Source organism: Deltaproteobacteria bacterium HGW-Deltaproteobacteria-6 (assembly GCA_002840435.1).
GTDB lineage: Bacteria > Desulfobacterota > Syntrophia > Syntrophales > Smithellaceae > UBA8904.
In genome coordinates this window covers 612,452-624,671 of record PHAT01000005.1, presented here as the reverse complement: position 1 = coordinate 624,671, position 12,220 = coordinate 612,452, and the positions used below count along the sequence as shown (strand labels likewise).

The following is a 12,220-nucleotide window of genomic DNA, read 5'->3' as shown; positions in this document are numbered from 1 at the left end:
CCTGCGGGGTCTCTACAGGCAAAGCCGATAAATAGCAAGCAATATCTTTTATTTAATTTGGAAGCGGAATAAAAAAGGCAGTTGATTACTCAACTGCCTTTGAGGATAGTGATCAGGATAAATTTACGTGAGCGGGAAATGGGTCGCCTGCGACGCAATAATATACCAGGTGATAAACAACGCGTTAATGAACGCGCCGGGATAAATCAACCCCGTTTTTTCAAAGAAATACGTCGAGATGAAGGTGACGATAATAAACAAAGGCAACACCTGAATGGCGACGATCGCGTAAAGGATCAACCGGATATCGGGCATACCAAGCGGACCGCCCGCAAACAAGGGAACATAAAGAAGCAAGAGCAGCACAAGATAGCCCAGCGACGTCACAACGGCGGCCTTGATCATCCGGCTGGCGAGCGTTCCGGCCGTCGATCTCAACTGGCCGTGCAAGGCAGCGGCGAACACCAGATAAAAGAGCAGGAAGGGAATAATGTAGCGCAGGGCTATTTTAAACTGCAGTCCGCTCATGGGTTTAAGCTGCATGATCCAGAACCGGTAATCCACGGTAAATATCGCCGAAATCAAAACGACCGACAGATACGCGACACCGATTACCAGGACGGCGAAAACTGCGGACAGACCGATTTTTTTCCAGGTGGAGCCTGCAGAATCGGCAATGCCGTAGGATACGGCGTTTGCGCCTTTCTTCCGGTTAAACAGATGCCAGGCCAGAAAGAGAATCAATGAAATGATCATATTGACGACGAGCCAGAACATCAGGGTGTTCGTTACCTGCTGCGGGAAAAGCCAGGATGCCTTGACAGCAAGATTTCCTATACCATTCAGCGGAAAGTAAGTAATGGCGGGGATGATCATCATCAGCAATGCTCCAATCCACCAACCCGCGCCTGTTGCCGGCTTCGGATTTTGAGGCCCGTTCGCCAGAGCGCTGAAGAATCCGGTTTGCAAAAGCAGTTTTCCGAAAGCGAAAATAAAAAGCAGGCAGCCGATCAAGCTGATGAGCGTCGCGATTTCCTTCCAGCACCAGATCTGGCTGGAAGCAGGCAGCGGATTAACGGCGCCCAGCGTTTTATCGAACCAGTCAATGGCATAGCCGATGGCGCTGCATGAAATGTGATCGCCGGGATGCGTGGTGACGGGCTGATACAGCACGCGTGCGTTGCCCTCTTTGATGGACCCGTAAATCTTGCCGGGCTCGATGGCCGCGGTCGTTCCGAAAACTTTTTTGAGCGGTTCGCTGTTGATGACGTCTTTTGCGACCGGCACTTCCCACATCAGCATGGAGAATTCATCGAAGGTGCTGAAGACCAGGGCGAGATTCCGGGGAAAAACAGGGGTGCCGGGAATGGGAACATACTTCGAGGAAAATTTGGTAGCGGTGGATGAGCCTTCCAGCACCATCGCAGCATAATCATTGGGGCTCGTCGCCGCCGCCGCCACGGAAGCCCAGCCGCCCATGGAATGGCCTTCCAGGCCGATCTTGTTTTTATCGACAAAATCCAGACTCCGCAGATAAGCGAGACCGTCAATGGCGCCATAGGCGTTTTTCCCTACCGGCGGGGTGGAGTAACCATGCCCCATCTGATCGAGTTCCAGCACCACCCAGCCGCGTCTGGCAAATTCAATGGCAAAACCCGATTGTGTTTCCCGGGAATTGATATAGCCGTGAATCGCCTGAATGGCGGGAGCCGGCGTTTGGGGTGTGGCATTTTGCGGAACATAGAGCAACGCGGAGAGCGTGGCGCCGTCCTTGCCCGGAAAGCGAACATCCGTCACTTTAACCCGGCCAAAGTCAGTTTGAACCTGGTTGGCGATAATGCCGCCGGCCAGGATCATGACAACGGCCGCTATCAATAATCCTTTCCCTCTCATACACAATCCTCCCTTTTATAAAAAGTTCCCCTCCTGAAGATCTTATGTGAACAGGGGATGATATGAACTGTAAAAGAAATTATTTTCTTCGCCTGAAGGCTTGGAAAGAACAGGGAAGTGCCGCATGGAAAAACGGCCGTCCCGAAAAATCGTTTTGACTTAATGCTTTTAACCCTCCCCGACCCAGGCAGGGTCACGGCATGATTAATGCTTTTTTAAATCTACTGGTAAGGCGGCGACCCGGAAAACTTCGGAAGGCGCGCTGGTGAAAACAATCATGAATGGTATTTGCCCCCTGGGTTGAACTCTGTCTTCCATCGTTTTCACGTCTTTCAGAGCCGCCAGAATCCCATTGGCATCGAGACTTTCCAGTTTTTCATCAATAATAATATTTCCGCCGTAAGATTCCGTCGACGAAAGCACAACACCTTCAGCGTTGTAAAGATTTGCCGCAATTTTTATTCTGGACACAGGGCGATCCGTCGAATTTTCAACAAGGCCCTCCAGCACTCTGATGTTTTTCCTTAATCTTTCATTGTGAATAAGTTTTTGCCGGACTTGAATCAGATTGATTCCCTGCACGGACGCAGAGGCATTGCCCTGATCGGTTTTAGAAAGAGGAATATAGGATTTGATGACCTCCATTATTTTGCCGCCCTGCAGAGGGGAAAACAAGAAATAGCCGACAAGCGCAGCTATCAGCAGAAGAATTGAAATCCCTGCCCAGAGCCACTTTCCCATGCCGGTACTTTTATTTTCCGGTGCGAAATCGTAAGCATTGGTTTTTTTCGCTTTCTTTTCCGGCGCCGGTTTCGGTGGTATTTTTTCTTCTTCCGGCGGAGGCGTTTTGGACATCACGGGTTCATCCGATTGCGTTGTCTCGTCAAACCGCGTCGCCGTTTCAAAATCTTCCGGCGTTTGAGTGTCCTGGACATCGGTTCTTTCAGTTGGAATTTCCGCCTTTTTCTCTTCTTCAAACGGCTCAAACGAAGGCGCGGTCTCCCGTTCCTGCATGGGCTCCGGCGGCCTGATCGCCATCGTATCTGTCAACCCGGAACGCATTTCCTGATCATCCGGCACAAACACCTTTTCTTCGTAACCTGACTCTCCCCCCGCCTCTTCGAACTTCGGCGCGGGCCTTTCCATTTCCAGACCGGATATTTCCCGCGGGGCCGATTCCAGCTCCAGTTTGATTTCCGCAGGCTCGGGGGCCTCTTCGAACTTCGGCGCGGGTGTTTCCATTTCCAGACCCGATATCTCCCGGGAAGACGATTCCAGCTCCAGTTTGATTTCCGCAGGCTCGGGGGCCTCTTCGAACTTCGGCGCGGGTGTTTCCATTTCCAGACCCGATATCTCCCGCGGGGCCGATTCCAGCTCCAGTTTGATTTCCGCGGGCTCGGGGGTCTCTTCGAACTTCGGTGCAGGCGTTTCCATTTCCAGACCCGATATCTCCCGCGGAGCCGATTCCAGCTCCAGTTTGATTTCCGCTGAATAAGAAGAGGTTTCTTTCGGCTGGATAATGTTTTCATGGGAAAGAGAGGCATCAGTTTCTACAAACGTGGACAAAAAGGCATCCAGTTCTCGCTTCTCGCGTTGTAAATCAAACAATTCTTTTTTGTTTTCCATTCAAACGTCCTTACCTAAGCCATTGTTCAATAGTAATGTAACATTTTAAGATCATACCCGGCATAAGGGGCCGTAACGAAATGGATAGAAATGTAACAGTCTTGCCACCCGCATGGGTGGTTATTTCTTAACGGCCCCTAACCGTTCAATCCGGTCAATGATTTTTTCCCTGAATGCCCTATTTTTTTTCAGGCTTGCTTTCCGCCTTTTCATCAGACTTGAGGTTAAGTTTCTCTGCCGGAACACGGATGATATCCTTGCAGACACGGCAGGTAAAAACCATCTCCGAACCTTTTATCTCTTCGTTCTCAATGATGTACCTTTCTCCGCATTCCTCACAAAAAATGATCATTTCCATGCCCCTGTCCTTACCTTTTCTTCCTGAATTTTAATCAGCCATCCCGCAGCAAGCTTTGGACGATTTAACGCTTGTCCCGCAGCGTGAGCGGGATTGCCGCCGCTTCCCATTAAACCAGCGATTTCATCGGTCGAATTTCTTCAAAATGTCCATTCTGACACCCGCTTATCCGGCATTTTTAAGGAGGCGGATCTCTTCTTTCAGGGCATCGATTTCCGCCTGGAAAGTTCCCTTCAACTCATCCAGCGCCCAGGCAAATGCCTCATGAGGCGGCAGATCTTTCATGGCCGCAATCATTCTTTCCACATCCCCGTTTTGCGCCGGCGGCATTTCGTCAATGGAGGCCGGCCCTGCCTGAACAGGGCTGTCCTGTTCTTTGATAACCGGTGCGATTTGATCTTCCCCGGCAGTTTCTCTCACGGATAACTCATCACCAGCGGGCTGATCGCTCCCGGCTTCGGTAAACAATTTTTCTTCGACAACCTGAAGATCCGCAACTTCCTCCTTTTGCCCTTCGGGGATGTTGCCTTCTGACCGTTCCAGTTCAAGCGGCTTCATCTCGTCAATATGAATCTCCGGAGCCTGTGTCTCCGAGGAAATATCCTGCTCTTGGAAGGCCGATTCGATTTGTTCTTCCCCGGCCGTCTCTCTCACGGTCAACTCGCCGCCGGCAGCGGGCGTTTCTTCAGTTGCCTGAACATCCACAAAAGGCGGTACCTTCATTTTTTGCGTTTTATTGAAAAGGTCTTCCGAACGTTCCAGTTCAAGCGGCTTCATCTCGTCAACATGAATCTCCGGAACCTTTGTCTCTAAAGAAATATCCTGCTCTTGGAAGGCCGATTCGATTTGATCTTCTCCGGCCGTTTCTCTTATGGACAACTCGTCACCGGCAGGTTGATCGATGACGGCATCGGCCAACGGTTTTTCTCCGGCAACTCGAACATCCGCAACGTCTTCTTTTTGTTCTTCGTCGCTGCTGAATTGAGACCGTTCCATTTCAAGCGGCTTCATCTCGTCAGTGTGTGCCTCCGGAACCCCGGTCTCCTCAGGGCTTTCAATATCCGTGCTTTCCACCCATGCTTGATATTGCTTAATGCTTTCAATTAAAAAAACGCGTTTGTTGGCCTCTGTCATTCCTTCTGAAACCATGACGCCTTCCAGATGGTCGTAGACAGACATGAGCAGGTTGATGGAACCCTGATTGGAACTGGCTCCTCTGACCTGGATGTACCTTCCCGCAAAGCGGAGAATTCTTAACAATCCCTGGACAACTTTATCGCCTGTATAGAACAGGTATAATTTATTGATCTCATCTTCGAATTGTTCCAGAATCCGATTGTTAATTTCCCATTCAAGCGAAAGAACAATGCTTTTCAAATCTTTCAAATGGGATTGAAGCACGGCGGACGGCGGCAGGGAGATATTCTCGGAGTGCTCGGACTCTTTAATTTCCTCCGGCCCGGCCTTATCTTCAGTTTCTTTAACAGCACCGGCGTTTTCGTCATCACCGAAAATTGCCGAGAAGCGTTTTTCGATTTCAGAGATGAAAGCTGATTTATCCTGCACTTTAACTGTTTCTGATGGGATGCCTGTTTCGTCCAGAGGTGGAATTTCCCGCATGTTCCCGTCAATTGGGACTGTGGCATCCCGGGCAAAGGACGGCTGATCCCGCCTGTCGGGTCCGCCCGGAGAAATTTCCGCTTCATCGTTTGCCGCTCTGATCATTTGGGTATCGCGGAAATCGTCCGTTTTCAAGTCGTCAACCACTTGTTCCGTGACAGCCTGGGAAGCATCAAGGTCATTTTCTTTAACCGGTTTCGTCTCTTCACCAAAGAGACTGTCCAGACGACTTTCCACACCCTTAAGAAATGCCGACTCTTCTTTATTGGCCATGTTATGACTCCTATTTCAATTGCTTTTCCAGAGACGCCAGCGTCAGCGAAATAATTTTCTTAAGGGTCAGAACGACATTATCCCCGGCAACAGCACTGGCTTCAAATGCAGGAACTTTTAATTCCGCATTAAGATCCTTTTCCAGAGTTTCAATATCCAGGACTTCGATGCCTTCTTTGACAAGGTCCCTTTTATTGTATTGAATCACCAGCGGGATATCGTGAATATCTTTATTGTAAATCTTGAGATTATCTTCAAGATTGCGGATGGAAATAATGTTTTTCTCCCGGCGGCCCACTGCGGAATCAGCGACAAAAACAACGCCGTCAACGCCTTTTAAGACGAGCCGTCTTGTGGAATCATACTTCACCTGACCCGGAACGGTGTAGAGTTGAATTTTGACGTCAAACCCGCCGATTTTCCCCATATCCAGAGGAAAAAAATCAAAAAACAACGTGCGGTCGCCCTGTGTTTTAACCGTGACCATCTCTGAATTGACCTGGGGACGGCATTTTTCGTATACATATTCAAGATTCGTTGTCTTGCCGCATCTGCCGGGGCCATAATAAACTATTTTGGCTTGAATAACTCTGTCTTTCAAATTAATAAATGCCAATCGGACACCCCCTGACATTCCAAAGCCGTAACAAGGCCGTGTATATTTTTATGTTTGAAAATTTCTTTAACTAGTCGCCACGACTGCCAGCAACTCTTCCACGACTTTCGCCATTTTCAACCTGAGAAAACCAAGCGAAATCTGATCATTGAATATATTCACCAGCAGCAATTCTTCATTGACTTTGCAAAAGTAGATATTCTCTTTTTCACCCTTATGAAATAAGAGGGAAAATTCATCTTCACCGACAATCTTAGCCATGCAGCTCATGGCGCCGAAATTGGCGGCAGCGAGCGCTGCCAGCGAATACATGTCGATCGTTTCATTTCCGTTATTGATTGACGCGATCACATTGCCGGCCGTATCAATCAGCATCACACTCCGGACGCCGGACCCGATCAGATTTTTAGTCAAAGTATCGTGGATCTCGTCGAGTTGCTTCTGGCCTAAAATCATATTTGTATTCCTTTATTCAGAATATTGTGCGCCCATTTTCCCGGCGCACCCGGACCTGGATATTGACTCACAAATTGATTTCCCGCCAAGCCATACGCATCCTCAGTGGAACATCCATTAAGACAGGACAGACTAAAACGGAAATAATTTATACTCTATTGTCAATAGCATTATAATATTTATGCATTTTTTTCAAGGACAGAACTTAGCCCGCCAATAAGCGGCGGCGCTTTCTCCCGCTATATATCCGGTGGAGAAAGCAGCCTGCAAATTGTAGCCGCCGGTGTCCGCGTCGATATCCATGACCTCGCCGCAAAAATAAAGGCCGGATATTTTTTTGGACGACATCGTGCGCGGATCGATTTCATCAAGAGTAACGCCTCCCGCCGTCACAATAGCCTTGGCGAGCGGCAGCGGGGCTTTGATGTTGAAGCGCAATGCTTTGAGCAAGTCGATCATGGTTTCCCGCTCGGCGGCGCTTACCTGATGCCCCTGCTTTTCTTCGTCTATTCCGGAAAGAGCCCTCAAAGGCTCAATCATTTTTGCCGGCAGATACTCTTTCAGAATCGTTGCAATTTTTCTTTTGCCGAAATTGTTCAGATCCGACTGCAACCGTTTTCGCAACTGCTCTTTCGTCAGGGCGGGTTTTAAATCGATCAGGATTGAAGCAGGGCCGTTTTCCAGCGCTTCAACAACCGACAGACTCATCAGCAGGATAATCGGTCCGCCCAGGCCGAAATGCGTGAAAAGCATTTCACCGAACCGGCTTTCAATGACCGGGGGCCGGGGGGTTTTCTTTTCGCCTCGGCCATAGTCAAAACCGGGGATAAGCGCTGAATTCACTGCCTGGGCTTCTCCCTGAAATGCCGTGGCGCGCACGTTGCGCAAAGAAACACCCTGCATGGACCCGGCCAGTTTTTGCTCACGGACCATCAGGGGAACCAGCGCCGGTCTGGGCTTGACAACCGTGTGGCCAAGCGCCGTACTGATGGGGTAGCCGTCGCCTTCCGAACCGGTGCGAGGCCAGGAGGCGCCGCCGGTCGCGATAATGACACACGGGGCCTGATAACGGCCGTTTGTGGTTTGAATGGAAAACAGGGAATCTTCAGCATGGGTCACCGAGCTTACCTTGGCGTTGAAAATCGTGTGGACTTTATTTTCAGCCAAATATTTTTGTAAAGCACGCACCACGTCGCGGGCATCGTCGGAAACAGGGAAAATTCTGCCGCCGCGTTCCACTTTGGTGGCCAGACCGTATTGTTCGAAAAAGGCGAGCAGTTCCGGACGAAAGAAACGGGAAAAAGCGCTGTGCAGAAAACGGCCGTTTGAACCGTACATGGCAATAAAAGCCCGAAGGTCGGCAGCGTTGGTCAGATTGCAGCGTGTCTTGCCGCTGACCAGAATCTTTTTGCCCGGGCTGTCCGTTTTTTCCAGAAGCAGCACGCGAGCGCCCGATTGCGCCGCCTTCCCCGCCGCCATCAGACCCGCCGCGCCGCCGCCGATGACAATAACATCAGACTCTTTGCTTACTGTATTCTTCATTGCAGCTCCATTATTCACCAGCTACCATAGATCTTCAAGACCGGTCAATGGATCAATTTGCCCGCTCTTGTGATACGCTCACGGCTGTGCTAAAGATTCGCCTTGTGAACATTCAATGAAGGGGCATGATTTGCAGGTACCGACCAATCTCATATCGCTGACCACCAAAATGATTCTGAAGGTGCAGCCCGTCACGCGTGCCTGCCTGCGCCAGTGGAAAGAGCGCGCTCAAAATATTCCCGATCCGGAACTGCGCCGCCAGGCGACGGCGAGCATCGCAGCAAAAACGTTTCACTGCGAAGGCGGTTCACTTTATGGATTGCTCGCCGGTCATCGCTACAAAGACGCAATTCAATTTATCGTCGCCTATCAGACGATCAGTGATTATCTGGACAATCTCTGCGACCGCAGCACGTCGCAGGACCCCGAGGATTTCCGAGCGCTGCACGAATCGATGCTGCAAGCCCTGACACCGGACGCGCCGCTGACCGCCTACTATCGTTTCCGGCAGGAACGAGAAGACGGCGGTTATCTGGCCGCCCTGGTACAGACCTGCAGGGATATCCTGGGTCGCCTTGCCAACTACCCGTCGGGAGCAGCGGCCGTCCGAGAACTGGCAGGCGTCTATATTGATTTACAGGTGCACAAGCATGTTCGAAAAGATGAACGCGTGCCCAGGCTGCGGGCATGGTTTGCCGAGCACGAAAAAAACCTGCCACCAATGGCCTGGTATGAATTTGCCGCCTGCACGGGCTCGACGCTGGGCATCTTTTGCATTGTTTCCCGGCTGTTCAACCAGGCAACGTCAGCCGTACTGGTCGACAGAATTAAGAACGCTTATTTTCCGTGGGTCCAGGGTCTGCATATTCTTTTGGATTATCTGATCGACCAGGAGGAAGACCTAAGCGGTCTGGACTTAAACTTTTGCTCTTATTATGAAAATAATGAACAATTGTACGGCAGGCTCAGTCATTTCTACAATCAGGCGCAGGCTTGCGTTGCAAGTCTGCCCGACGCAAAATTTCATCATTTAATTACCCGCGGACTCCTCGGCATCTATCTGGCCGATCATAAAGTTTCCAGACAAAAAGACGTCCGGGCCATTTCTAAAAAACTGCTCAGTCTGGGCGGCGGTGAAGCCTTTTTCCTTTACTGGCACTGCTGGGTTTACCGGCGCCTGTAGGCTGTTGGGACCCCCTTTTATTTCCTCCTCATACTTGCGCCCTTCAGGGTGCAAAGGAGAGTCAGGGAGGATTGTTTCAGCGGACCTTCAGCACAATCTTGCCGATATGACCGGAGGATTCCATGAGTTCATGCGCTTTCGCTGCCTGGGCGAGCGGAAATTCAGCGGAGATCAGAACGTTTAATTTTCCGGCGGTAAAGAGCGGCCAGACGTTTTTCAGCAAGGCTTGGGCCAGAGCCGCTTTTTCTCCGATGGAACGGGGACGAAGCATTGAACCGGTGAAGGTGAGATTTTTGGTCAGGATCGGCAGGCAATCCAGTTCGACTTTTGCGCCCTGCAGGAAAGCAATTTGCACAAGCCGTCCATTGCGGGCCAGCAGTTGCAGATTTTTTTGAATATAGGGTCCGCCCACAAAATCGAGGATGCAGTCAATGCCCTGCTTCCCGGCAATACCGGCAATTTCCTGCGCCCAATCCTGCCTTTGATAATCCAAAACGACATCCGCGCCCAGCTTCTTTACGGCCTCAACCTGCCCTGCGCCCGTGACGGTGGTAAAGACTTTCGCGCCGAAAGCTTTAGCCAGTTGTATGGCGGTGTAGCCGATGCCGCCCGCCCCGCCGTGCGCCAGAAAATTTTCTCCGGGTTTTAAAGCGCCTCGTTCAAAAACGTTGGACCAGACGGTGAAATAGTTTTCGGGAAGCGCCGCAGCTTGGGCAAGAGAGAGTCCCTGCGGGATCGGCAAACAATGCACCGCGGGAACGGCGCAGTATTCGGCATACCCCCCGCCGGGAGTGAGCGCGCAGACGGCATCGCCGATTTGCCATTGCCGCACGTCGTCGGATTTTGCCGCAATCGTTCCTGCCGCTTCCAGTCCCAGAACAGGCGAAGCGTCCGGCGGAGGCGGATACACTCCCATGCGCTGGAAGACATCCGGCCGGTTGACGCCCGCGTAGGCAACTTCAATCAGCACTTCGCCTTCTTTCAATTTTGGCAGGGAGCCGTGCAAAAGCCGCAGGCAGGAGGCGGCGCCTCCCCGGCCGTGATCGATATATTGCATCGTGTCTTTCATTTTACTACTCCAGAATCGCTTCTATCAAATAAGGTCCGGGTTCGTTAAGTGCGGCTTGAAATACCCCGATAAACGCCTCCGCCGTGTTGACGGCGCAGGCAGGCACGCCCATGCCGCGGCTCAGGCTTACCCAATCCAAAGCCGGGTTATTCAGGTGCATCAGAGATTTTGCTCTGTCGCCCAGTGTTTTGTAACCAGCCCGCAGACACTCCAGTTCAATGGTGAAATACGTGCGATTGGAGCAGATCACGGTTATCACATTTGCTTTTTCACGCGCCTGAGACCAGAGCGCCTGAAGCGTATACATGGCGCTGCCGTCCGCCTGGATATCGATCACCTGCCGGTCGGGTGCGGCAAGCGCAGCACCCAACGCCAGCGGCATGCCCATGCCGATGGCGCCGCCGGTCAGCGTCAGATGGCTGTAGGGTTTTAAGTAAGGTGAGTGGGTGTAATAGAAAGCGCCGGACGACACGCCTTCGTCGACAACAATGCAATGCTCAGGCTGCAGGGCGGCGATAGCCGCGCACATCGTCCGGGCGTTCAAGGCGCCCGCCGGCAGCGGCGGTATCGCGCACTCGGCCAGGATTGGATGAAGTTCACTTTTTGCTGCGGAAGGCCCCAGCGATTGCGCAAGCGCCTGTAAAACAACGCCTGCATCCTGCCTGTCCGTATCGACGCGGATACGGGAAACATTTTCCGGAAGCAGTGAAGTCGTACCGCTTGCATAACCGAAAAAAGCCACAGGCTCCGCTGCTCCCGCCAGGACAAACGCGTCGTAACCGGCAAGCAGTTTTTGCGCTTCTCCCGGAAAGTAGGGAATACGCTTCAAAACAGGCAAGCCGATGCCTGCATCAAAATAAGCGGGAAAGGTCATCATCATTAAATCGCAGCCTGTTTTGGCTTTGATGTCCGCAGCCCAGGCCAGTGCCGGAAGCCTCAACGTGCGGCCGCCCAGAATCAGTGAGGGTTTCTTTGCCTGTCTGATCAACGTACGGGCACGGGCGATGATTGCCTCATCCACGGCATCGAATTGGAATTCGGGCAGCGTAATACTTTCCGTTTTGCTGTTTGCGGATTGGCAGTCCGCCGGAACAATCATCGTGGCAATCTGACCATAGTAAGAAGCGTTAACGGCCTCGATCGTATCGCCCGCTAATTGATCGGCTGAGGTGTTTTCTTTCTGCCAGCCGGAAACCGTGCCCGCAAGCGATGCGATGTCCATGTTCAAAGGCGGATCATAGGGTTTGATCCAGGTGGTATGTTCACCTATGATATTAACGACAGGCGTCCGGGCGCGCCTGGCATTGTGCAGATTAGCGATGCCGTTGGCGAACCCCGGTCCCAGATGCAAAACCGTGAGCGCCGGTTTTTGTCTGATCCGGCCATAGCCGTCGGCCGCTCCCGTGCAGACTCCTTCAAAGAGTCCCAGGACCGGTCTGATGTCCCTGACATTGTCCAGCGCCGCGACCAGCGCCAGTTCCGTTGTTCCGGGATTGGCCAGGCAAATCTCCACACCCGCCTTTGCCGCCGTCGTGAAAATTATTTCCGCGCCCGTCATAAAAACTCCTTAACGTCACGATGCAA

General features: G+C 51.7%; 10 protein-coding genes. 1 reads left to right on the top strand and 9 read right to left on the bottom strand.

Annotated elements, in window-relative coordinates; genetic code table 11:
* Positions 1 to 123: 123 nt before the first annotated feature.
* The 7 genes from CVU71_13025 to CVU71_12995 all read right to left on the bottom strand — a co-directional run bounded on the left by CVU71_13025 (position 124) and on the right by CVU71_12995 (position 8,384).
* Positions 124 to 1,872 (bottom strand): alpha/beta hydrolase, encoded by a 1,749-nt coding sequence (locus CVU71_13025; protein PKN18721.1) that lies wholly within the window; start codon positions 1,870 to 1,872, stop codon positions 124 to 126.
* Between the two features lie 225 nt (positions 1,873 to 2,097).
* Positions 2,098 to 3,519 (bottom strand): hypothetical protein, encoded by a 1,422-nt coding sequence (locus tag CVU71_13020; protein ID PKN18412.1) that lies wholly within the window; start codon positions 3,517 to 3,519, stop codon positions 2,098 to 2,100.
* A 178-nt stretch (positions 3,520 to 3,697) separates the two neighbouring features.
* On the bottom strand, positions 3,698 to 3,877 hold the full coding sequence (locus CVU71_13015) for a hypothetical protein (GenBank protein PKN18411.1): 180 nt from the start codon (positions 3,875 to 3,877) through the stop codon (positions 3,698 to 3,700).
* Between the two features lie 165 nt (positions 3,878 to 4,042).
* Complete coding sequence (locus CVU71_13010; GenBank protein ID PKN18410.1) at positions 4,043 to 5,770, bottom strand: hypothetical protein; 1,728 nt, start codon at positions 5,768 to 5,770, stop codon at positions 4,043 to 4,045.
* A gap of 10 nt (positions 5,771 to 5,780) precedes the next feature.
* The gene (locus CVU71_13005) at positions 5,781 to 6,386 is read right to left on the bottom strand and encodes a gliding motility protein (protein PKN18409.1); all 606 of its coding nucleotides are present in this window, start codon (positions 6,384 to 6,386) and stop codon (positions 5,781 to 5,783) included.
* A 66-nt stretch (positions 6,387 to 6,452) separates the two neighbouring features.
* Complete coding sequence (locus CVU71_13000; GenBank protein PKN18408.1) at positions 6,453 to 6,842, bottom strand: gliding motility protein; 390 nt, start codon at positions 6,840 to 6,842, stop codon at positions 6,453 to 6,455.
* Positions 6,843 to 7,034: 192 nt separating this feature from the next.
* On the bottom strand, positions 7,035 to 8,384 hold the full coding sequence (locus CVU71_12995) for an NAD(P)/FAD-dependent oxidoreductase (protein ID PKN18407.1): 1,350 nt from the start codon (positions 8,382 to 8,384) through the stop codon (positions 7,035 to 7,037).
* Positions 8,385 to 8,514: 130 nt separating this feature from the next.
* On the opposite strand from CVU71_12995, the gene CVU71_12990 reads away from it, so the two are divergent.
* Positions 8,515 to 9,567 (top strand): DUF2600 domain-containing protein, encoded by a 1,053-nt coding sequence (locus CVU71_12990; protein PKN18406.1) that lies wholly within the window; start codon positions 8,515 to 8,517, stop codon positions 9,565 to 9,567.
* 76 nt (positions 9,568 to 9,643) lie between these two features.
* Here CVU71_12990 and CVU71_12985 read toward each other — a convergent pair whose 3' ends face one another.
* The gene (locus CVU71_12985; protein ID PKN18720.1) at positions 9,644 to 10,624 is read right to left on the bottom strand and encodes an NAD(P)H-quinone oxidoreductase; all 981 of its coding nucleotides are present in this window, start codon (positions 10,622 to 10,624) and stop codon (positions 9,644 to 9,646) included.
* Between the two features lie 16 nt (positions 10,625 to 10,640).
* Entirely contained in the window at positions 10,641 to 12,194 is a 1,554-nt protein-coding gene (locus tag CVU71_12980) for an acetolactate synthase large subunit (GenBank protein PKN18405.1), read from the bottom strand.
* Between the last annotated feature and the right edge of the window lie 26 nt (positions 12,195 to 12,220).